Consider the following 24,750-nt stretch of genomic DNA (forward strand, 5'->3'; position numbering starts at 1 on the left):
GTTCCTGGCTTAAGAATGTAAACTATACCTGTACTATTATCTACATAAATTGTACTGTCTGCATTGATTCCTGAAGCTCCCGGTGTTCCCGGTGCTCCTGTACCTCCGGCTATTCCGTTATTCTCACCTGATACAACAATTCTATTCCATTTATTTTCATACCAATAGTAGTATCCTGGCTTAATGTCAGCTACAGTAGCTGTATTAAAAACCAACAAACTATTTATATTTCCATTGGCAATTGTGGTAACGTCAGTAGTATTCTTTAATTGGATTCTAGGAATTAATACTCCCTTATCTTGGGCTACAACTTCTAATTGAGAAGAAGAATTTGGCATCGTTGTTCCTATACCAACCTGAGAATACGCTGAGTAACTCGATAGTACAAAAAATAATGGTAGTAATTTATTCTTCATAAGGTTTTATTATTATTTTATGAGTTAATTTTTTTATAATCCTTAAAACTTAAATAGTAAGTTCACTATTCTAGTAATTATCAATTAATCACCTACTTACAAACCCGCTTTAAATTTTGACAAAATTACAATCTAAGTCTCTTCACGAGCTACCACATAAACCTCTAAAATCAGCATAAAAAGTCAAAAAAACACAATAAACAAGTACAAACCAATGAATTACACGCTTTTAGAAACTAAAAAAAGTCTAAAAACCAATAAAGACAAATCTTTTATTTAACAAAAAAAGGGCTCGACTTTAATTAATAAGTCAAACCCTTTTTTCTTTCTAATTCAAATTTATCAGTTCTGTTCTTTTATAATAATAATAAATTCTGAACGTCTGTTTAATTCATGCTCTACTTCAGTACATTTTACACCATCACTGCATTTATTAATAAGCTGTGATTCTCCGTACCCATCACCCCTGACTCTATCTCGAGAAATTCCACCTTCTAGAACAATATAATCTGTGGTTGTTTTTGCTCTATTTTTGGATAATTTCATATTATAATCGTCTTTACCCCTACTATCAGTATGCGACCTAACTTCTATAGAGAGACTTGGACGACTCTTCATTAAATTAATTACTTTATCCAATTCTATTTTAGAAGATTTACGTATTATATATCCACCATAATCAAAATAGATAGGATTTAGTCTGAGTTTATTAGTAAGATCATCCCCATCTTTAAGCATTACCACTTTATCATCAACGATGACCGTCAACTCATTAAATAAAGCCACTGCTAGATCTTTTCTTTCTCCCATTTTCAGCCCTTCTACGAACAATTTTTCTAATGTATATCCTTTTTTCTTAAATACAAAGCTATAATTTTTCAATGCTGGTAAGTCAAACAAATACTTTCCAGATATGTCTGTAACTAATGTTTTAACAACTTCGTTAAGATCATTATAAACTGTTATTTCAACATTATCTAAAGGCTTCCCGCTTGCGCTGTCTTTTATTGTTCCAAAATAATCTGGCCTCAATTTAAAAGGAAAAGCTATTGGTTTTATCTCTAAAAACTTATACAAATCATCATCTCCAGTTCCACCTTTTCTATTAGATGAGAAAAATCCTTTTTTGGATTCATTATCAATAACGTAAGCAAAATCATCACTCACGGAGTTAATAGGTTCACCAACATTAACAACTACATATTTACCATCACTTCCCTTTACGGCTGCAAGAACATCTAAACCACCTAGACCAGGATGCCCATCTGAAGAAAAATATAATATTCCGCTATCGTCAACAAAAGGAAATGTTTCACGTCCGTACGTATTTATATCCTCTCCTAAAGATTCTGCTCTAGTAGCAAATCCTCCACTTTTCTTTCTATCTATCACATATAAATCAGTGTCATTCATTTTCTTCTTCCTATTAGACACAAAATACAACTGATCGTCATTTGGACTTAATGCCGGATGTGCCGATGAAGTCCCATCTACATTTATGGGATGAGGAAGCTGTTTTAAATTAGTCCATTTACCATTTACTTTTTGAGCCTGATAGAGCTTTAGCTGTGCAATTGCTTTTTTATTCTTTGCTTTATTTATTATTTTATCATAAGGTACCAATCGTGTGAAATACATCGTTAAACCATCTTTTGTAATTATAGGTGTACTTTGATCGTACTTTGTATTGATATCTCCAGACAGTTTTTTTTCATTCTTTAATTCCCCAGCTTCATCAATTTGTGCTGAATATAGCTTAAGAAAAGGTTTATCATTCCAATTATGTTTTCGCTTAATCAAAAATCCAGAATCCTTGGCTGTAGCATAAATTACTTCTTTGTACTTAGGAAGTTTATCCTCTTTTTTTACTTCGATATCTTCTTTAACAATTTCCTTCTTCTTCTCCGATAACTCCTCTTTTGTACCAAGAATATTACGATTGTCTTTTCTTCTTTTCTCCTCATTTTCTCTTATAGCTCTCGCTTTTTTCCGCTTTTCAAATTTAGCTATCTCAATAGCTTGCTTAATCGCTTCTTCATTAGGTACGAATGCTGTTCCAAAATCTGAAAGCGCTGAATTTATCCCTGCCTCACCCACCTCATCATATCTATCCGATTGTTGTGCAATGGCTTGTAAATATACTATTGGGTCCCATTTTTTAGCTTCCTCTTCTTTTCCTGCCTTCTCATAATGACTAGTAATTATTGAAAGCGCCTCCTCAGGATTGTCAGTTGCTCTAAGACAAACAGAATACCTATAAAAATACTCTGGTAAGCTATATTCCCCATCTTCAAACAACTTTGAATACCATTTTAAAGCATTGGAGTAATCCGAATTAAAAAAATAAGTATCTCCTAAACGAGCATATATTTCTTTAGAATTATATCCTTTTTCAACCAATCGTTCATATAATTTTCCTGCTTTTACAAAAGATAATTCTTCATATTTAGCATTTGCTTTTTCAAGTTCTTTATCTTTCTTTTGAGAAAAACTGATCGTACTGCTTAAACAAAAAAACAAAACAAGCACTTTGTGTATTTTTATTCCCATAATTAATTTAATTAGTTTTATTTAGAAAAATCTTGGCGACATCATTCTTGATTTGGATCTGCCTAATACTTCAAATCTTAAGAAGATTTCATGAGATCCTGAGTTATAATTTGCAAGTTTCGTTGTTTCAGCATCATACGCATAACCTACAAACAATGAATCTGAAACCTGGAATCCTGCAATACCACTTACTGAGGCACTCCAACGATAGGCAAGTCCAGCTGTAAACTTTTCATTAAACAAAAAATTTGCTGAAATATCTGTTTGTAATGGCGCTCCTTCCACAACCTTTGTAAGAAATGACGGTTTGAACTTTAAATTGTAATCTAAGTCAAAAACATATCCTGCGATTAAATAATAATGCATGCGCTCTTTTACAACATAATTTTGTGACTCATCCTTAGCTGATTTATTATAATGGCTATTTTCTAACATATTAGGAATTGAAAGCCCTAAATATGATTTATTTGAATGCAGGTATACTCCTGCTCCAATATTTGGAGAGAATTTATTATCAATATTATATTGAAACCTTGGATCTGCAGGATCATAAATATTCAATTTAGTAAAATCAACATTTAATAAATTTGCCGTTCCTTTTAATCCAAAGGACAGCTTATAAAATGGTGACACATCCAGAGTATAAGCTAAATCTACAGAAATATTATTTTCTGTAGATGGTCCTATATTGTCGTTTATCACCGACATTCCTAATCCCATGTTAGGACTAATCGGTGCATTAATTGATAATGTATTTGTTTTTGGTGCTCCATCTAATCCTACCCATTGTGTTCTATGCAATCCTAAAATGCTAATTGCACCACGAGAGCCTGCATAAGCAGGATTTATATTGATTGTGTTATACATGTATTGTGTGTATTGAGCATCTTGTTGCCCAAACATCACACTTGAATAACTGCACAATATAACTGCTATAAATAATTTTAATCTTTTCATTTTCATTCTATTTATTAAAAATATGGTGCAAAATTATAGCATCAGCCTTTCTAATCACTACCACATAAATTCATAAAATCATCATGAAAAGGTATATGAGGAAATATGGTTATTAAAGAAAATTTTTAATGACTTTAGGCTCCTGAAATAAGCTAGAAGACTGAATTTTGAAAATGAACATTAACTAACTTATTGCATTTATCTTAATTTATTAGCGTCTTTATTCAAACATTACTTAATCATGAAAATTTGGTTATTATTTGTTTATCTATAAATAGAGCAAATACTCTATTTGTTTTTTCTTGTCCTTACTTCTTTGTTTCAATTCTAAAAAACTCAAGATCTTTAATTTTCCAAATAAAAAACCCGACCACTTTACGCAATCGGGAAAAATAAATATAAAAAAATCACAAATATATTACTAATCCGTAGGAGGGTGCAATTATTAAAAATTACTATTAAAATCATTATAAAATCCGTCTTTTAAAGAGGTAAAATCAATATTACTACTTAAAAAATTAGCCAATAACTTATAAGAGATACCTTTTAAATAGTAATCAAAAGAGGCATTAAATATCGATTTTTTTTTCAAAGAAAGAATTAGCATCAAACTATTACTATCTATACAACTATAATAGCAACCATCACTATTGTTGAGTTTTTTATTAATAGATCCATGGTTTAGCATTTTACCTACAAACTCTTGCATTATTTTTTTATCAATAAATAAAATAAAACCAAATATTCTCTCATTTACTGTTGGCTCATAAAGATTTTCAACTTGATTATTAAAAATAGAGAAATCTGAATTTATAATGTTATCCTTTTCATAATTTGCAACATGAACTTCACTCGGATTGTAATGTAAAATATAAAATTCTTCCTTAGATATAAGTTTGTTTAACCTAATCGGGCTTCTTAGAGTATAATCTTTAAAGAGAATCGAAATACCTCGTGTAACCTCTGTAAAATAAATATATCCTGTACCTAGTATTTCTGGAATAATTATTATTTTATTATCAATAATTTCCGCTCCCATTTCTTCCGCAAAACCTTGTTGCCATTGAGGACTTAATGAATAAAAATGTGCTATTTTTTTCATACTATATATTTTACAAAGCATTTCAAACTGCTTCAGAATTTGCATAATTTTTTTAAAACCCACTAAATAATCTGTGGGATAAAATTAATATATACCTATCCTGAAATAGTTCAATTTAAATTAAAAAAACAGCAAAAAAAAACTATAATTACTCTTAAGAGTTTAATTAATACTATCTAAAATATAAGCAATTACGTTAATCTAATTTTGCCTTAAATACAGTATGTGGCAAATCTCCATGGTGTTTTTTATATACCTCAGAAAAATAAGATATTTTATTATATCCTAATTCATAAGCAATATCACTAATTAATTTAAAATTTCTACTTTCTAATAGCTCTTTTGCCAATATTAATTTTTCATTTTTAAAAAAAGATGCTGGACTCATACCAAATACGTTCCTGTATAAATTTCTATATTTTGAAATCGACATATTAGCAATTTCAGATAATAATTTTAAACCTGGAAAAGGCAACAAAAGATTAGATAATAAATATTCTTGGGTCTTCATAATAGCATTTAAATCTTTTTCTAAAAATAACCCTCTACTTTGTGCATTAGAGTTTAATCTTTCAACAAAATATCCAAAGAGTTTATGAACTGTACTTTTTAATAAAAATTCATAATTTGTATCGTTCATACTCTGCTGCTTCAAATTGTATAATGCGACTTTACTCCTACTATCTATATGTCCGTAATAAAACATTCTCCCTTTTTCATCATCAAAAATATTTTTAAAATCTTTTTCCAAAGTAACATCTTGAAAATAACTTTTAACAAACGACTTACGAATACACAGTCGTAAAGAATATACTCTTTCTCCAACTGAAGAAACATACGTGCTTTCATGATGACTATCAATGATCGCAAACCCAAGTTTTGATTTATATCCTGTTTTGTGTTTTACACCGTCAACGAAATGCTTACTATAGTTGTCGCTCATATCATAATAAACAATCCAAAAATCCTCCTCAGATGGCATTCGTGTAAAACGCATTGGTTCATTTAATACTAAATCAACAATAAATACAGATACAGCTCTGGAAATTTTTACAAAATAACCAGAACCACTAGCCATTCGCTCTGGAAAGTCAATTCGCTTATTATCAACCACTGTACAATCCAATCCTTGTATAAAATCTTGTTGCCATTCAGATTTTAATGATATAGTATGTTTAAATTCTGGTATTGTTATATCCATTTGCACTTTTTTAAAATAAATTTTGATACTCTTTAGGATAGATTCCATACATCTCATTAAATCGTTTTGCCAAATAAGAAACATTTGCATAATTTAATTTGTGAGCTACTTCATTAACAGTAAATTTTCCTGTTTCAAGCAATTCTTTGGCTCGATTTAATTTATTATTATAGAAATAAGTTCCAGGGTTTACTCCCGAGATTTTAGCAAAAAGTATTTTATATTTTGAAGGCGACATAGCAACTTGTTCTGCTAAAAAGTTAACTCCAGGAAAAGGTCCTTCTATACTGTTTTGCAGCATCGTTTTTGAAGCTATAATATTCTTTATATCTGCTGTAATTGTTTTATCAATAATAATTTTTTTATTATTTAACTGTTCTAAACAATTACCAATTAATCCATATACAAGACCTTTAAAATATACTTTGTACAAGGAACTATCAGAAGATATTTTTCTAAAATCATTTATCAAAATCAAACTCTCCGTGCCCATTCGATCCAAACGAATGACTGTATTCTTTTGGGCATCAAGAATAATATCAGCAATTGGAGTTATCTTGGAGAAATACTTTTTTAATGCTTCTTTATCAAACAAAATACAAATAACAAATAGTCTAGTTCCTTTTTTAACAATATAATCCAAATCTATTGTACAATCTACGATAGATAAATTATAATTTAATTTCCCTAATAAAGTAACCTCATCATCCAGAATAAAATCAATATCCAAATTAGTAAGGTAAAAATGAAACCCAATAAAATTATTATTCTCGTTACGATATTTTAACAATACTTCTTCTTTATAAGTTGTATCAATCAACATAGCAGTAATACCATCTTCTATTGGCAAGAAAAAATGAGTGCCTTTAAACATTTCATTATCTCCTTTAATGAAATTACCTTCAAGACAACCTCCCGTTGCTTCTGCTAATACATCAACCCAATTGAGTGATGAGTTATAATTATATGTTACTGTTTTCATTTTAAAAATCTGGTTTTTATATCCCTAAATTCATTTTAATAAATGCAATCAACACATATTATATATCATTGATAGTTAATTAATAAATTTTAAAATAAGTTGACAACAAATTGTTTAGAGACAAGATCTCTTTTGTAAAAATAGATGCTGTTTTAAATTGATATTTTATTTAGCAAGTAGTTAATTCTCTACATGCTTAACTGTAAATTTTAAATTCGTAAAGTCGAATATGTAGGTCCCTTTATTCTTTAATATTGGCTTTTTAATAATCAATTCTTCATAAACTCTAAAAGCCTCATGCTCTTTAACTGATAAATCATGCTTACATGCCCAATTTCTGAGTGCATCTTTGTATACTAAATGTCCATTGACTGAATACTGCACATGATCTATAATTGGTATTATTGTTATGCTCATTATTTATCTTTACAAATTAGTTTACCTTCCTTGCAACTTCTAACAAAATCAATACTTTGTTAATTTTTTTAGTAAATAATGTTATTAAAAGTACTTTGCAAAAGTATATTACCGCCGTTCTTTCAAACTACCACACACGACCATAAAATCAACATAAAAAGTTACAGATCCCAAGATAAGAGCTATCTCAAGAAACAAAAAAACCCGATTACGTTACATAATCGGGCAATAATATTATTTTCTGCATTTAAAATTCTTTAAGTACGGTGTTGGGCAAAACACCAAAATAATCTTTATAAATGGAAGAAAAATACGCTGTTTTATTATATCCTAGCTCATAAGCTACATCACTAACAAATTTAAAATCGCCACTTTCCAATAATTCCTTTGCCAATAATAATTTTTCATTCTTAAAATATAGTGCAGGACTCACACCAAATATAGTATTATATAAAGTTCTATATTTTGTAGACGACATGTTCGCATTGTTTGCTAGAAGTTCTATTCCTGGAAACGGAACTAAAAGATTAGATAATAAATGTTGCTGACTCAACATAACAGCCTCGATATCTTTCTCCAAATGCGCAACCATACTAGGCATTTTAGAGTTTAATCTTTCTATTAAATATCCTAATAAGGTAAAGGCAGCTCCTTTTAATATAAATTCATAATTAGGATCATCAATCTTATTTTGTTTCAAACTATGCAATATTACCTTACTTCGACTATCAATATGACCGTAAAAAAACATTTTCTTTTTTTTATCATCGAAAACATCTTTAAAATCTTTTTCAAATTCAGCATCTGTAAAAAATGTTTTAATATATGATTTACGGATAAGAAGTCTTAATGAGTAAAACCGCTCCCCAACTGTAGCCAGATAGGAACTTCCTATCTTATTATCTACAATACCAAAATTAAGTTTAGATTTATAACCTATTTTATGATTTACATCCTCAACAATATGCTTACTAAAACTATCACTCAAATCATAATATACAATCCAAAAATCATCATCAGATGCCATTCGTGTTAACAGAATTGGCCTGTTTACGATTGTATCGATAATAATTACAGATACATCGGGAAGTATTTCTAAAAAGAAAGATGAACCTCTAGACCATTTTTCAGAAAAATACATCTTTTCATCAACGATTGTACCCCCTAAATAATTTATAAAATCTTGCCGCCATTCAGGAGTTAAAGAATAAATATGCTTAAACTCTGGTATTAATTCACTCATAAATACTTTTTATAATAAACTCTGGTATTCCTTTGGAAAAATCCCATATTTACTATTAAACCGTTTGGCCAAATAAGAAATATTAGCATAATTCAATTTATCCGAAACTTCACTAACTGTGTATTTTCCAGTTTCCAGTAATTCTTTGGCAAGTACTAATTTATTACTATAAAAAAACGTACCTGGACTTAACCCTGAAATTTTAGTAAATAATTTTTTATATTTAGATGGTGACATACATGCTTGTTTAGCCAAAAAATCTACCCCTGGAAAAATTCCGTCAACAGATTCCAACAACTTAGTTTTAGATGCAATAATACTCTTTACATCATCATTCATTACCTTACTAATAATAATTTTTTTGGTTAATAATTGTTCCAAATAATTACCAATTAACTTATAAATAAGTCCCTTAAAATAAAGTTCAAATAACGGACTATCGTAGGGTATTTTTCTAAAATCATTTATTAAAATTGAGCTATCCATACTCATACGATCCATACTGATAATTGTATTTTTTTTGGCATTAAAAACATCTTTAGATAGCGATTTTAATATTGGAATTTTATCCATATATTCTTTTAATGCACTTTTATAAATAAATATGCACACAACGTACGTATTTACACCATTATCAACAACATAGTCAAAATCTAATAGACTATCTACGATTAATAAATTGTAATCTTGTCTCCCTACTAAAGTGGATTCATCCTTCTGAATGAAATTAATATCTTCTTTAATAACATGAAAATACATTCCCACGAAATAATCAACCCCAGTCCTATATTCTAATAATGCACTTTCTTTATAAGTAGCATCAACTAACAGGGCAGATACTCTATTATCAAATGGCATAACAAAATGAGTGCCTTCGTACAGCTCATTATTTCCTTTAATAAAATTTCCTTCAATAGAACCTCCCATTGCAGGAGCTAATACCTCTAACAAATTAAATTCGGCACCATAACTATATGTTATTGTTCTCATCTAAAAAAATTTATTATAAAAGTAATTAAATTATAAAAAAAAAAAATATTTTTTATTTTAATTTAACAACTAATAAATCAATCTATTAAAAGTGAGACAAAAGAAGTAATTTTAACAATAAATATCTTAACACACAACTATAATTTCAATACATCATTTAACCTACTAACAATAATCAACTTAAAATAGCTGTAAAAAAAATGCATTTTATCTCTTTACATTTTAATTTATTAAGCAATAACTAAAATATTTTTTATTGTTTAGTTAATGCATTCTTATATATTTTTCCGTCTTTTATAATAATTTTAAAATTGTTATCAGGATCTTCAATCAAATGGATGTTTTCAATTGGGTTACCGTCTACTAAGATTAAATCTGCATAAGCACCTTCAGATATTTCTCCTAATTTCCCATCCTGATAGGGATTTCTTTTTCCGCACATTGTCAATAATTGAGCATTATCATATGTAGCCATTTTAAGCACCTCAAAAGGCGTATACCATCTCGTCATTTTTGAAAGTTGCTTCCCCTGTTTCATAGCCAAAGAAGAATCAAATAAACAATCTGTTCCCCAAGCTGTTTTAATCTTATACTTTTTTGCCAATTTATAAGCATTATCGGTTCCTTGTGTCATTTCTAATTGCTTTTTCCTGTTGCTTGATCCAGCTGGAAAAGGAATTGCTTCTTCATCATCCAAAAAAGGCTGCAAACTCCACCAAATTCCTTTTTCAGCCATCAACTTGGCTGTTTCCTCATCAGCTAACTGCCCATGATCAATACATTTTACCCCCGCTTTTATAGCCGTTTTTATTGCTTCCGGAGTATAAGCATGAACTGTGACATAAGTTCCCCAATTTTCAGCAGCTCCAACAGCAGCCTTAAATTCGGCTTCTGTATACTGGGTCACATCCAAAGGATCATAATTGGAAGCCACTCCACCTCCAGCCATTAATTTTAATTGGGTAGCACCTTGGCGTAATTGTTCACGACTACGAAGCAAAACCTGATCTTCACCATCAGCAATTGCAGCCATTCCGTTTAATTCCGGATATGATAACTCTCCTATTTTTCTAGGAACATCTGTAGGCATTCCGAAATCACCATGCCCTCCAGTTTGAGATATAAAAGCACCACTCGCAAAAATTCGAGGACCAATAACAAAACCTTCATCAATCGCTTTATGTAGTACTAAAGCTCCTCCTCCTAAATCTCTAACTGTAGTGAATCCTCTTAACAATTGTTTTTCAGAACCATGCGCTGCATACAATGCCAGATAAGCAAATTCGGAAGTCATTGCCTTTGCTTGCGAAATAGATTCAATCATCATATGTGAATGCGCATCAATTAAGCCTGGAATAACATATTTATCTTGGCCGTCAATGATTTTAGTTTGTCCTCTTTTATCTGTCGCTATAGTTTGCTCAGAAATAGTTTTAATCAAATTATTTTCAATCAAGATATTGCCTTTCTTAATTTTGTTATCTTTTCCGTTGAAAATATTCACATTATTAATCAAAATTTTTGAAGTTTGTGAATTGTTTTGTGCATTTGCAAAAAGCGTAACAGCTATCAATAAGGGGCTTAATATTTTTTTCATACTTAGAGTTTTAAATGAGTTGTAAAAACTTAAAAGCTAATTTAAAATATTTTCCTGAATATCTCTCAAGTAAATTTCATACTCAAACTTGTAAAATATTTTTTATAATCAACTACATATACCTCTACAGAGATACAGTACAGAAACAGATCACATCATTTGAAATACTATAGATTTTGCCCTGATTTTATCAATCAAGAAAAAAAACCATAATTATAGATTTAACAAAACTTACTCTACTGAAATATTAATTACCAAAAACCTATGCATTAATAAATGGTCACTCTCTTTCCAAAGCCTTTTCGCTGCTGCGTTTATCATCAAATAAAAATGTATCGGTAGTCTTTTCAATATTCTCATTAGATTCATATATAAAAATTATAAATTAGGAACCAATGTTTTTCCAATTTCTTTAATAGAGGCTCCATCATTCTCATCAAGCTCAAATATTTTCAACCATACTGACACATAATATGAACCATTATGATCATTAATAATCTGACTTGCTTTTTGCTTTTCCCAGTTATCAATTTGCTCCCATTGAGGCATACGAACTCTATTGTTTTTAACTAAAAGTTTTAACAGCTTTAAGTACTTCTTTTCCCTTTCATTTAAATTACTTTTTGATTGCACACCCCATATTAGATGATTCACGAGCAATTACTCTACAAAAAAGATTTATCATATTGTTTTTTGACCTTAATTAGGTCTTACCTCGAGTATATTCAAAATAAATTTGCACAGTTATTTATATGATATAACCGAGTCTATCAATCATATGTTTTTTTCATAAAATTATTTAATTTGAAAAAATTTACCTACTACTTTTTTTATTACAAAGTAGTAAGAATGGGCATTACAATCTAATTTGTAATTTTTAGTGTTTTATCAGACCATAACAAAAAACTGAATCTATAATTTCTGCGCTGTAAAAATTAGACAGTTCAACATTAGTTTTTAATTACATCTAAACAAAAGATTCTTTTAGCGGTACTAAGCTATTTATTTTAAGCTGTATACTACTTTAAAAAAATGTTATCAAAAGACATAATCATTACATAGTTATTATATGAAAATTAAACTTATCACTACACAAATAGTTGCTTTTATAGTATTTACATCATTTAATTTATATGGTCAGGGTGCCGCTCCATCTAGTCACTTAAATTATTCCGGCGGAAATATGAATTCTGATATATGGATGAATTCAGTAAATGTACCAATCACATCTACTTACACTTACTATTCGGTTATGGGATGGAACACGGGGCAAGAAGGTGGAGGATACTGTGGAATTCAGGACCATCCAGGTGGGAAAGCATTCATTTTTTCTATATGGGATCCTTCCAATCATTTACCAATTGTTGGAGCATATGCTGGTCCTGGCACTAAAATTGAAAACTTTGGAGGAGAAGGAACAGGTCTTAAATCAATGAATTTCGCTTTAGGATGGTCACCAAATACTTGGTATAATTTAGTATCAAGAGTATGGCAATATAATGCACATACTTTTTTTGGATTTTGGTCACAAGATACAAATACAGGCATATGGACACATTTAGTAACAATGGATTATCCTGTTGCGGATGTTTACTTTCGATATAATAATGATGCCTTTATTGAAGACTGGGTTGGAACAGGTGCAAATGTTAGGAAAGTATTACTTAAAGATGCTTGGCAACGAGCTGACTCAGGAACTTGGATACTACAAAAATCAGCTGCTTTTGATTCCAATTATGGTGATGAAATACGAAACGGTATTTATGATCAGGCATTTAATTCAGGCACCGAAGCGGATGCCTTTTTTATGCAAACTGGAGGAAATACTACCCATAGCTTTCCTGAGAGGTTTATCAATTTAAGTATCGAGTCTTCTGCCGAAGCGCCTGATTTGACTATTGGTTCAGTTTCTTCATATGATGCAACTTATCAACCATCAAATCAAACAATCAATATGAATTGGGCCATCTCTCAAACACAAAGCCCTCAATTTTCCTACACTATAGATGTTTTTAATAATTCTTCCTATAAAGGAGATCCAATTTTGACAACCACTGATAAAATTCCTCAACAAAGAACTGCATCAATTAATGCTTCATCCTTAGACAATGGCACATACTATACGCGATTAATAATTAATGACATATATGATCAACCAAGTACGCCCGTTTATTCAACTGTAACTAAAATTGCAGGACCAACTATCGCATTAACATCGCCTATTAATAATGCCTTTTTTTCCTCACCTGCAAGCATCACAATTAATGCTATCGCAGGAGATATTTCTAATACAATTGACAACGTAGAATTTTATAATGGAACTACTTTATTAGGAAGTGTGAATACAGCACCTTATTCATTTACGTGGTCAAATGTAAAATTTGGCAGTTATGCCATTACAGCAAAGGTCATAAATAATATAGGAGTAAGCAGCACTTCCCTACCCGTGACAATCAAAGTAAATAGTACATGTAATACAGAAGGTGTTGCATTCGGAACTTCTCCTGCATATCAAAACGGAACTAGTACTTACGATAAAGTATTTGATGGAAACACAGACACCTTCTTTGATTATGCTATAGGCAATGATGGTTATGCAGGTCTAGATTTTGGAGTAGAGAAAAAAATATTCGTCAATACTATTAGTTTTTTTCCAAGAAGCAGTCACGCTGACCGCATGATAGGCGGTAAATTTCAAGGTTCAAATACTTCGGACTTTTCTTCAGATGTAGCGGATCTTTATACCATTACAACACAACCAACGGATAATACATGGGAAACCGTAAACATCTCTTCTACCAAAGGATATCGTTATGTTCGATATTTGTCACCAAAAGGAGGGTACTGTAACATTACAGAGGTGAAATTTTGTGGAGATTTCTTATTTCCTAAAACAACGCCAACTGTTAGCATGTTAGCTCCTTTGGAGCAAAACATAGTGGCAAATACAGGAAATAATATCCCTTTTAATTTCACTGTGACTGATCCAGATCGCGCATTGTCATCAATTACTATTAAAGATAATGGACAAATCATTGCCACTATAACAAAGGCACCCTATACATTTATTCTTAATAATTTGACCACTGGAAATCACAATATAAAAGTAATTACAACACTCGAAGATAATACTTCATCAACACTCACTAATTTTGACATAATAGGTCTAAATTGTAATAGTACTCTATGGAACAATTCTACAAACTATCTAGTGGGTGATCAAGTAAGCTATCAGAATACTATTTACTGTGCGTTAGCACCTACTACTAGCAAACAGCCAAATTTAAATACAGCCCTTTGGAGAAACATCGGAACCTGTCCTACTTTGTCTATTGAAGATTTTAAACTTAACCCTGAATTTAGTGTATATCCAAATCCATCCGATACACATTTCAATGTCAAACTTACAAAATCTGAAGGAAAGAAGTTCTACTATAGCCTCATAGACATTACTGGTAAAAAAATTATAGAAAAATCTGTGGGCTATATTGGGGATGCTACATTTGAACAAAAAGTGAACGTTGAAAAATTACCTTCAGGAATGTACATATTAATTCTTCATCTTGACGATCAGATAGTCAGAAAAAAAGTTATTGTGAATAAAAAAAACTATTTACATTAAAATAAAAACTATTTTGAACTCTTTTTATGGAGTTTACAAATATACAATCTGAATATTAGGCTCAATCTAATATATCGATTATGCATTTGGTAGCAGTATGTCTTGCTGCACAAGATACATACAAATCTATCCTTAATTATTTCGAAATAGAATACAAGTAATAAATATAAAATCAAAAATTTTTCGATTTATCGTGAAAAATTAGTTAATTTTTATTTTTAAAAAACGAATTATATCGATCATTTTAAACAAGTTAAAACATAAAAATCAGTAAAAAATTGGTATTTTAATTTCGTGCAAAATCGTGGCACAGTAGTTTTGGAATGGGTACCATTTTTGCCACAAAAACTTAAGGCAGTTTTTAAAGCTATTTCACCAGTATCAATTTTGTGGCTAAATCGCAGCACTTGGCTTTTGGAGTTACCCTCTAATTTACCATAAACTTAAGACGCTTCATCTTGACAATATTGAAAAACTATATTCAAGTCTTTAAATAATTTTTATTTGATATTTTTGTTATCGGCAAAAATTAAAAATTTTCATACTATATTTGATTGTATATTTGCCGATAACGGAACTTGTATAAAACATGAAATACCTTTCAGTAGTAGAATTTGCAAAAAAGCTGGAACTGTCCGAAAGGACGGTTCGCAATTATTGTGCTTTAGGGAAATTAAAAGGAGCTTTCTTAACTGGTAAAACCTGGAGTATTCCAGAGGATGCTGTAATTCCTCAAAAAGGAAATAAAAAAGTAAGTAAAAATATTTTACTGAATAATCTGAAAGAGCAAAAGAATATGAAACTGAAAGGTGGTATCTACCACCGAACGCAGATTGACTTGACTTATAACTCAAATAAAATCGAAGGAAGCCGGCTTACACACGATCAAACGAGATATATTTTTGAAACCAATACAGTTGGAGCATCCAAAGAAATTTTAAACGTCGATGACATTATTGAAACCTCTAATCACTTTCGCTGCATCGATTTTATTATTGAAAAAGCAAATGCTAAGCTTACCGAATCCATTATTAAAGAGCTTCATTTTTTATTAAAGTCTGGTACTTCTGACAGTGGAAAAGATTGGTTTAATGTTGGTGAATATAAAAAGATGCCAAATGAAGTTGGAGGTAATGAGACTTGTACCCCTAGTCAAGTTGCTCAAAAAATGAAAGAACTTCTCACTACTTATCATACTATTAAAATTAAAACTATAGAAGACATCATCGATTTTCATTATAAATTTGAAATCATACATCCTTTTCAAGATGGAAACGGTCGTGTGGGTCGGTTAATTATTTTCAAAGAATGCCTTGCAAACAATATTGTTCCATTTATCATTGATGAACAACTTAAACTTTTTTACTATAGAGGACTTCAGGAATGGAACAATGTAAAAGAATATCTTATGGATACTTGTCTTACTGCACAAGATAATTACAAATCAGTTTTGGATTATTTCGAGATTGGATACAAGTAAAAAAAGGACAAATCAATCCATATTCTTTAAATTTACACCAGAAAGAATTACAGCAGAATAAAACAAGTTAAAATACTGAATACAAGCAAATTAAATACTAAAAATTAACAATTTTATTTTCGTGGCAACATCGTGGCAAAGCAGATTGAAAAAACTTAAAAACGCATGATAAATGCGGGTTCTGAGCTCAAAGTTGGAATCCTGCTCTCCTTGAAACAGTTGAAATCGTGTCAAAGCAATGAATATTGAAAGGATTTTGTGTTTTTATTTAGATAACTTATCACTTTGTACTAAATCTTGTTTGATAATGTAAAGGAGTGATATAAGTATTCCTGCTGGCTATTATCCATCTATTTATTTCGATTATGATTATATTTTAATACTTCTGATTCGATTTCCTGTATTGTTTTCTTTTTACCTTTAGAAATCCATTCTAAAAGTTCTTCTTCAAAAAAATACAGCTTTTTACCATATTTATAACACGGAATTTTTCTCTGCCTTACAAGAGCGTAAATTGTAGGCTTTGCTTTTCCGATTAACCGGCTTGCTTCTTCGACACCAATAGGAATACTTTTTTCTTTAGATTCATATACCTGCACATTCTGAATCATAAGTTTAATCTCGGCAATTTCTTTCACTAAATGTGCTACTGCTTTGGGCAGGTTCTCAAAAGAGATTTCATTTACATCCATACCAATTGTTTTTAATAGTTATGGTGCAAATGAAAAAAGTGTTTCTGCTGTGTCTTTCTTCACAGCAAAAACACTTGACAAACACAGTGCTTTATACCTATTGGCATTTAAAAATCTGTAAAATCTTCCATAATCTTTATAAGACCTTTCTGTTCATCATCTTTAAGATGCGTTTTAATACTGTTCTGCTCAACATCTTTTAAAGCCTCAGCAAAAGTCAGCTTTAAAAATTGTACGGCTCTGTCCTGCCTGCTGACTTTAAAGCAATTCCAGATATTCCAGCCAAAATGATACAAATCGAGATTGGACAAATCCTTTACTTTTACCGGCTTAATATTTTCGAAATCTATTTCTTCAGCATATATGATTATATTCTTACCCAATTGTTTCAAATCATCGTCCGATGTATACATCGCAAACTCTTGCTGTGTATAACGGATGGCTATATCAATTCTGGCTTGTTTTTGATTTTTTATCATATTTTGCTGCTCCTCTCTTATCTGCTGAATATCTCTGGCTGATTTTTTATTTTCAGACAATTCGGGCTTAATTAAAATATCCTGCCCCTCCTCTTCCATTTTTTCAAGGTCTTCACTTGGAATCCGGTTTTCAGGCGATTCATTTTTTTTTGCCTTCAAAAAACGATTCAGTAATCTCTCAGCCAAATCGTTAAGAAATAAACTTAGAATTGCAAACATTAAAATTCCAAATCCAGTGCTAATCCAGAAAAAAACGCCGGCTGTATATTCATCAGCACCTTTTTCCAGCAGCATCATTCTTCCGATTATGCCAACAAAAACGCAGACTAAAAAAACAGATAGATAAACTGTGATATATTCAAAGTATTTAATTTTCATTGCGCTTATTTCTTTAAAGATTCCAATTGTATTGCCTGCGAGGCTCTGTTTTTTTTCTCATCTATTACTTTGGCATAGATTTCAGTAGTTTTTACATTGGTATGCCCCAGCATTTTACTGACCGTATATATGTCTGTCCCGCTCGACAGCTGTAGTGTTGCAAATGTATGGCGGAAGCAGTGGAAGGTAATATTTTTTTTAATGCCCGCCAATTCAACCCATTTTTTCAGAGGGCGTGAAATCCACGATGGGTCCGGCAGATCCTCAAAGACAAGCTGTCCGGGAAGCCTCGGTTCTCCACAGAGATCTAAAGCCTGCTCAGAAATAGGCATGTATTCGACACCCTTTGTCTTTTTCTGCGTGAAATGCAGTTTGGCCCTGCCGTCTTCAAGACTTATCTCTTTCCAGCGGAGCTTCTGAATGTCGGAATGCCTCAGACCTGTAAGCGCCGAGAAAAGCGCGGCTCTTTTAAGGACATCTTTTTCGCAGGGCGTTTCGGCCAATGCATTCAATTCTTCAATAGTAAGATATTCGCGTCTTGATTCCTGCTCAGGTATGCCTCTTATCTTTGAAGATAAATCAACGTTTAAATATCCATCAATAAAAGCCTGTTTCAAAGCCGCTTTAAATATGGAAAAATACGTTCCCGCAGTGTTGCGGGAAATGATTCCTTTTTTGCCTCCTCCGAGCGGCGCAGCCAGCAGAAACAGTTTAAAATCTTCCGCCATTCTGCTGTCAATCTGGGAAAACATCAGGCTACCTTTGGAATAGCTCTTTAAAAACTCTCTGGTTCGCTGCCAAGTGATCTGAATGGATTTTGAACTTCGGGCGTGCCTTTTAGCCGCCGTAGCAGCAATGTATTTAATAAAATCCTCTTTTGCTTTTTCTTTCTGCTGAGCCAATAGGTTCTCAGCATCACTGTACAGATCTGTATTATCGTATTCTTTCTGCCGGATATTACGCACTGCGTCAGCATAGAGCATGATCTCACGGTCACTTTCGCTTCTGCAGATTATAATTCCGTTATCGCTGCGTCTGGGTTTATAGGATCTTATACCCTCTGCATCTGTACGGGCAGTTCTTTTCTTGTCCCATTCCACTGTTGTTATGGATCTGTTTAAATATTCACGGATTCTCTGGGGTGTTTTCTTTCCACAAACCTCTACAGGATAGCTCTCTATGTAAACATACCATTCTTTTCGGTCTTCTGCTTTTCGAAGACGCACAGTCACCTTGGTTTTTGCTAATTGTTTCATATAAACTCATTTCCGTTATACAAATTATCAATTTCCATTTTTGGCGCATATACATGCTTTCCAATCTGTCTGGTCGGGATGGAATATTTCCTGATATGATTGTAGACAGAACCTTCAGATATTTGAAATCTCTCAGCTATTTCACCGATGGAATAGCAGTCTTCTTTTTCAAGGTTGTATAATTTTTTCTTTGGTGCGCTTTGAGGCTGTGGCAGGCTGCGGGCTGAACCATACATCCCTTCCATGACGTTGCGCTCTATCCTTACAAGGCGGGTTCCCAGATTAACTGAAGGAATCTTTCCCTGACCAACAAGCCGGTAAAGGGTCCTTTTGGCAATGCCAAAAAGCATGCCAGCTTCAGGGACAGAAATAAATGCCCTAGTCTGGGGTATTTTATCTGCAAGCGCATTAATCTCCGCTTCATTCTTCAGCCGTATCATCTTCTGTTTGTATGCCTTTTTACTGCATATATGTGAGCAGTAAACAGAAGCCACGGTTTTAGGCAGAAATTCCTCCCCGCAGTTAAGACATTGTTTATTTATTCTTTTCATCATCTTTGTCTCCTCATTAAGGTACCATAAGTAGACATAAGTGCCACTTCGTCTCCTTTTAAGTGCCGGTACAAATATGGTACAAATATATGGCAAAAAACGATTAAAAAAGAGCAGAAACGAAAAAGAACAAAAAAGAAAAAACCGCTGTAAACATTTCGTTTACAGCGGCTTAACACTTATTATTAACTGATGTTAATCAGTAATTATTTGACTTCTTCGAATTCAACGTCTTCAACATTGTCTCCTTGAGCTTGCTCTTGTTGTGGAGCTGCTTGTTGACCTTGTTCACCTTGAGCGTACATTGCTTCTGTAGCTGTTTTCCAAGCTGCATTAATGTTGTCAAGAGCAGTTTGAATAGCTGGAATGTCTTGAGATTGGTGAGCCATTCTCAATTCAGTTAAAGCGTACTCAACAGCAACTTTATGATCGTCAGCTAATTTGCTACCTAACTCTTTTAATTGAGTTTCAGTTTGGAAAATCATGCTGTCAGCTTCGTTTAATTTCTCAGCTCTTTCTTTTGCAATTTTATCAGCATCAGCATTAGCTTCTGCATCTTTTTTCATTTTTTCGATTTCTTCAGCTGTTAATCCAGAAGAAGCTTCGATACGGATATCGTGAGATTTTCCTGTTCCTTTATCAGTTGCAGAAACTTTGATGATACCATTAGCATCGATATCAAAAGTAACCTCGATTTGAGGAACTCCTCTTGGTGCTGGTGGAATACCATCTAAGTGGAAACGACCGATAGTTTTGTTATCAGCAGCCATCGCTCTTTCTCCTTGCAATACGTGAATTTCAACAGATGGTTGAGAATCAGCAGCAGTTGAGAAAACTTGTGATTTTTTAGTTGGAATAGTTGTGTTAGACTCAATTAATTTAGTCAATACACCACCCATAGTTTCGATACCTAAAGATAAAGGTGTAACGTCAAGTAACAATACATCTTTTACATCTCCAGATAAAACTCCACCTTGAATAGCTGCTCCAATTGCAACAACCTCATCAGGGTTAACTCCTTTAGATGCTTTTTTACCGAAGAATTTTTCAACTTCCTCAGCAATTCTTGGCATACGAGTAGAACCTCCAACAAGAATAACTTCGTCAATATCAGATGTAGTTAAACCAGCATCTTTTAATGCTTTAGCAACAGGCTCCATAGAACGTTTTACTAAAGAATCAGTTAATTTTTCGAATTGAGCTCTAGACAATTTTTTCACTAAGTGTTTTGGTCCAGAAGCCGTAGCTGTAACGTATGGCAAGTTGATTTCAGTTTCTGAAGCAGAAGACAATTCAATTTTTGCTTTCTCTGCAGCTTCTTTCAAACGTTGTAATGACATTGGGTCAAGACGTAAGTCGATACCTTCTTCAGCTTTAAAATCGTCAGCTAACCAGTCAATAATTTCGTGGTCAAAATCATCTCCACCTAAGTGAGTATCACCGTTTGTAGACAATACTTCGAAAACTCCATCTCCTAATTCAAGAACAGAAATATCAAATGTACCTCCACCTAAATCGTAAACAGCAATTTTTTGATCAGTTCCTTTTTTGTCTAATCCGTAAGCAAGTGCAGCTGCAGTTGGCTCATTGATTATACGCATAACTTTAAGACCTGCAATTTCACCAGCTTCTTTTGTAGCTTGACGTTGCGCATCATTAAAGTAAGCAGGAACAGTAATAACTGCTTCAGTTACAGTTTGACCTAAATAGTCTTCAGCAGTTTTTTTCATTTTTTGAAGAGTCATTGCAGACAATTCTTGAGCAGTATATAAACGACCATCAATATCCACACGTGGAGTATTGTTGTCACCTTTTACTACTTTGTAAGATACTCTTTTTGCTTCATTTGTAGTTTCAGCAAAAGTGTGTCCCATAAAACGTTTAATAGAAGCAATCGTTTTTGTAGGATTCGTTACTGCTTGTCTTTTTGCAGGATCTCCTACTTTAATTTCTCCACCTTCAACAAAAGCGATGATAGATGGTGTAGTTCTTTTTCCTTCTGCGTTAGGAATAACAACTGCTTCGTTACCTTCCATTACAGAAACACAAGAGTTCGTAGTCCCTAAATCAATTCCGATTATTTTACCCATTTTTTTATATATTTAATTTTGATGTATACTTATTTTAACAACTCATGGTGCATAAGTCAATCTTTGTGCCAATACAAAAAATACATATAAATTGTCAGTTTTCAGTATTGACACAGCCTAAACCATATGACAATATGACATTTTTACACCCTGACATCTGCGTCATAACTCAATCTAAGATGTCATTATCAAAAAACTATTCCTGCATTTCTATAGGTTTCGTGACAATGCCAGGAATTTTGTACCAATTCATATATTTTAATTAATTTAGACAAAGAGTTTAAATTTGTAATCAACTACCTTAGCAAGAAAATAATAAATGGTAAAGCTTAACTATAAAAATTATCAAATTGAAGTAATTAACGACAGCAATTATACGATAAACTCAATTGATAATTTAAAAGTTTACGATACTGTTTTCTTTCAAGCCAATGAAGATAAAGATAAGCTTTATTCTACAAGTAAATGTGTAATTATTGTTAAGAAATCTGATACTAAAATTGCAAGCGCTATAATTTGTGAAAGTGGTGGCGTTACTGCAATAACCCAAAAATCATTTATAATCGAAGATGACAGAATCTGGATTTGCGTTTGTAACAAAGTGTATTGTCTCGAAATACCAAGCCTAGATTTAGTATGGCGCAAAGAAATAGATTTTATAACCAATTTTTCAATTCATAAAGTCGAAGAAGATTTTATTATCCACGGAGAACTCGACATTAAGAGAATAACCAAAAGCGGAGAAATAATATGGAGTTTTGGAGGGAGAAATATCTGGGTAAATCCCGAAGGTAAAACTGAATTTAATATAGAAAATAATACCATTCATCTATTCGATTTTGAATCAAATGAATATATCTTAGATTTTAATGGAAATGTGCTTTTAGACAACCCAAAACCAAGTACAGAAAAAAACTGGATGGATGTTCTTAAAATAGCACAAGAAATCAAGAAAAATAAACCACTATAATTTCCTTTTACAAAACCAATGAAAAATACTACCTACCTATTAATACTATCATTACTACTCTGTTCTTGTAACCAAACTACAAAAGAAAAAGTAACCGATAAATCAGAAAAGAATATTGATTCGATTCAAATAGAAAAAAACAAAACAGATTCAATAAAAAAACATCAAACTTTTAATGACTCAATCGATAGTTTAGATCAAGATTTAAAAGCATTTGTACCAAAAGACTATAGCGTAATAAGCATTGAATCTGGAGATCTTAATCTTGATGAATACACCGATGCCATTTTAGTTTTACGAAAAACCAGTGAAGAATCAACATCTAACTATGCCGAAAATAAACCCGACAAAAGACCTATGCTCCTTTTAATAGGACAAAAAGATGGCACTTATAAACTGGCTTATAAAAATAATAATGCAATATATTGTATTGATTGTGGAGGCTTATTTGGAGATCCTTTTACTGGAATAACAATAAAAAACGGTTATTTCTCTATAGAACATGGCGTATCAGGAGGTCATCATTGGGAACATGTTATTACATTTAAATATAATAAATCCAAAAACAATTGGTTTCTCTACAAAGATAATTACATAAACTATAAATTTAATGATAGTGCCGACGAAAATGCCGAAGCCTTAGTTATTGATTATGAGAAACTAAAAACAGTAAAAGACTTTGGAGAAATTTCGTTCGAAAAATTCAATATCTATAATGACAAAGGATATTAAAAATAGTATTAAATTCGAATTACTAAAAGTCAAGTTTTATATTTAATTATTACCCAATGAAACAAACCCTATTCCTATTCTTAAGCTCGATACTATTATTATCTTGCTCAGATAAACAAAAAAAACAAGCAGAAGCAGAAGAAAAAGAAACTACATCTTCAACTACAGAAAACAGAACTACTAGTGGTAAAACTGCCATTTTTAAATGGGATACTGAATTATGCTCAAATACAGGCGAATACGATCCTGAAAAATACTCTGAAGAGGAGCTTAAAAACACATATAATGCATGGGGTATGCATTCAAGTGCTTATTTAAATACAAATACTAACCCAACTTCTGCAGCCGATGCTGAGAAATTAACTCGTGAATTAACTGCAGAATACAACGAAAGAAAAGCTTCTTACAACCAAAAAGTTGTCTCCAATCCGTATTGGGAAAAAGTAAAAGCAGACAAAATGCATGAGTTAGAAGACATATATGAGCTAAAAAAGATAGCTATCGAAGCCTATTCCAATCCTTCAGTTTTACTAAACAACCGATTCTCTAAAAACTGTACCGAATATGCAAAAGCATTAATTTCAAATGATACTATCTTACTGTTAAAAACCTGGAATAATTTAGCCGAAAAACAAAAAAAGAATAATGGTAGCCCAGAAAAATTCATGGAACGTCATTTAGAAAAATACAACTCTAAGGACAGAATACAAAATGCTAGACAAGAAATAATGACATATGGCTGGTGGAATTGTGCCAATGCAGAAGTTTACAGAGTAAACGATGATGGCACAATGGAAAAAGAATTCAATAAACTATTTACAAACGTAGCATTTGAGTGTGACGAACCATAATAATTCAATAATGTTTTAGACCGCTGATATAATTCGCAAAAATCTATCTAACACATAGAAACATAGATATTATACATAAAAAGAATTCAAAAAGAACTACATTTCTTTCGCATAGCTAGCTTTGTGTACTTTAATAAATGAAACGCCTTTTTTGAAAATAAAAACCCTATATTTCTATGTATTAAATCAATTAC

At 31.8% G+C, this 24,750-nt stretch carries 19 protein-coding genes and 1 pseudogene; 5 read left to right on the forward strand and 15 right to left on the reverse strand.

Features of this window, described 5'->3' with window-relative positions:
• The 10 genes and pseudogenes from OIU80_RS04665 to OIU80_RS04710 all read right to left on the reverse strand — a co-directional run.
• A pseudogene (locus OIU80_RS04665) lies at window positions 1-416 on the reverse strand (hypothetical protein); the annotation flags it as partial.
• A 342-nt stretch (window positions 417-758) separates the two neighbouring features.
• A complete protein-coding gene (locus tag OIU80_RS04670; protein ID WP_264285893.1) occupies window positions 759-2,966 on the reverse strand; it encodes an OmpA family protein in 2,208 nt (735 codons plus the stop codon).
• 21 nt (window positions 2,967-2,987) lie between these two features.
• Window positions 2,988-3,923 (reverse strand): PorP/SprF family type IX secretion system membrane protein, encoded by a 936-nt coding sequence (locus tag OIU80_RS04675; protein ID WP_264285894.1) that lies wholly within the window; start codon window positions 3,921-3,923, stop codon window positions 2,988-2,990.
• Window positions 3,924-4,368: 445 nt separating this feature from the next.
• Window positions 4,369-5,025 carry a hypothetical protein gene (locus tag OIU80_RS04680; RefSeq protein WP_264285895.1) on the reverse strand — a complete coding sequence of 219 codons (657 nt, stop codon included), beginning with the start codon at window positions 5,023-5,025 and terminating at the stop codon, window positions 4,369-4,371.
• Between the two features lie 196 nt (window positions 5,026-5,221).
• Window positions 5,222-6,226, reverse strand: coding sequence for a helix-turn-helix domain-containing protein (locus OIU80_RS04685; RefSeq protein ID WP_264285896.1), 1,005 nt, complete (start codon window positions 6,224-6,226; stop codon window positions 5,222-5,224).
• 10 nt (window positions 6,227-6,236) lie between these two features.
• Window positions 6,237-7,208, reverse strand: coding sequence for a helix-turn-helix transcriptional regulator (locus OIU80_RS04690; RefSeq protein WP_264285897.1), 972 nt, complete (start codon window positions 7,206-7,208; stop codon window positions 6,237-6,239).
• Between the two features lie 664 nt (window positions 7,209-7,872).
• Window positions 7,873-8,868: a helix-turn-helix domain-containing protein gene (locus OIU80_RS04695; RefSeq protein ID WP_264285898.1), complete on the reverse strand. Its 996-nt coding sequence runs from the start codon at window positions 8,866-8,868 to the stop codon at window positions 7,873-7,875.
• 9 nt (window positions 8,869-8,877) lie between these two features.
• Complete coding sequence (locus tag OIU80_RS04700; protein ID WP_264285899.1) at window positions 8,878-9,858, reverse strand: helix-turn-helix transcriptional regulator; 981 nt, start codon at window positions 9,856-9,858, stop codon at window positions 8,878-8,880.
• 253 nt (window positions 9,859-10,111) lie between these two features.
• Window positions 10,112-11,455: a metal-dependent hydrolase family protein gene (locus OIU80_RS04705; protein WP_264285900.1), complete on the reverse strand. Its 1,344-nt coding sequence runs from the start codon at window positions 11,453-11,455 to the stop codon at window positions 10,112-10,114.
• A gap of 378 nt (window positions 11,456-11,833) precedes the next feature.
• A complete protein-coding gene (locus OIU80_RS04710; protein ID WP_264285901.1) occupies window positions 11,834-12,109 on the reverse strand; it encodes a hypothetical protein in 276 nt (91 codons plus the stop codon).
• 415 nt (window positions 12,110-12,524) lie between these two features.
• Between OIU80_RS04710 and OIU80_RS04715 the strand changes: the two genes are divergently transcribed.
• A complete protein-coding gene (locus tag OIU80_RS04715) occupies window positions 12,525-15,077 on the forward strand; it encodes a DUF3472 domain-containing protein (protein WP_264285902.1) in 2,553 nt (850 codons plus the stop codon).
• Between the two features lie 589 nt (window positions 15,078-15,666).
• Complete coding sequence (locus OIU80_RS04720; RefSeq protein WP_264285903.1) at window positions 15,667-16,557, forward strand: Fic family protein; 891 nt, start codon at window positions 15,667-15,669, stop codon at window positions 16,555-16,557.
• Between the two features lie 350 nt (window positions 16,558-16,907).
• Here the strand turns inward: OIU80_RS04720 and OIU80_RS04725 are convergent, their stop codons facing one another.
• The 5 genes from OIU80_RS04725 to dnaK form a co-directional block, all read right to left on the reverse strand.
• Window positions 16,908-17,249, reverse strand: a complete 342-nt coding sequence (locus OIU80_RS04725; RefSeq protein ID WP_264285904.1) for a helix-turn-helix domain-containing protein — start codon at window positions 17,247-17,249, stop codon at window positions 16,908-16,910.
• A gap of 107 nt (window positions 17,250-17,356) precedes the next feature.
• Window positions 17,357-18,106, reverse strand: coding sequence for a hypothetical protein (locus OIU80_RS04730; RefSeq protein ID WP_264285905.1), 750 nt, complete (start codon window positions 18,104-18,106; stop codon window positions 17,357-17,359).
• 5 nt (window positions 18,107-18,111) lie between these two features.
• Window positions 18,112-19,362, reverse strand: coding sequence for a site-specific integrase (locus OIU80_RS04735; RefSeq protein WP_264285906.1), 1,251 nt, complete (start codon window positions 19,360-19,362; stop codon window positions 18,112-18,114).
• The gene (locus OIU80_RS04740; RefSeq protein ID WP_264285907.1) at window positions 19,359-19,916 is read right to left on the reverse strand and encodes a helix-turn-helix domain-containing protein; all 558 of its coding nucleotides are present in this window, start codon (window positions 19,914-19,916) and stop codon (window positions 19,359-19,361) included. Before OIU80_RS04740 ends, OIU80_RS04735 begins: the two co-directional genes overlap by 4 nt.
• A gap of 203 nt (window positions 19,917-20,119) precedes the next feature.
• On the reverse strand, window positions 20,120-22,003 hold the full coding sequence (gene dnaK, locus OIU80_RS04745; RefSeq protein WP_264285908.1) for a molecular chaperone DnaK: 1,884 nt from the start codon (window positions 22,001-22,003) through the stop codon (window positions 20,120-20,122).
• Between the two features lie 319 nt (window positions 22,004-22,322).
• Between dnaK and OIU80_RS04750 the strand changes: the two genes are divergently transcribed.
• The 3 genes from OIU80_RS04750 to OIU80_RS04760 are packed head-to-tail and all read left to right on the forward strand — an operon-like array spanning window position 22,323 to window position 24,556.
• Window positions 22,323-22,973, forward strand: coding sequence for a hypothetical protein (locus OIU80_RS04750; protein WP_264285909.1), 651 nt, complete (start codon window positions 22,323-22,325; stop codon window positions 22,971-22,973).
• 18 nt (window positions 22,974-22,991) lie between these two features.
• The gene (locus OIU80_RS04755) at window positions 22,992-23,705 is read left to right on the forward strand and encodes a hypothetical protein (protein WP_264285910.1); all 714 of its coding nucleotides are present in this window, start codon (window positions 22,992-22,994) and stop codon (window positions 23,703-23,705) included.
• A gap of 56 nt (window positions 23,706-23,761) precedes the next feature.
• Complete coding sequence (locus OIU80_RS04760) at window positions 23,762-24,556, forward strand: hypothetical protein (protein WP_264285911.1); 795 nt, start codon at window positions 23,762-23,764, stop codon at window positions 24,554-24,556.
• Window positions 24,557-24,750 lie beyond the last annotated feature (194 nt).

This window comes from Flavobacterium frigoritolerans, assembly GCF_025847275.1.
In the GTDB taxonomy this organism is placed as follows: Bacteria; Bacteroidota; Bacteroidia; order Flavobacteriales; family Flavobacteriaceae; genus Flavobacterium; species Flavobacterium frigoritolerans.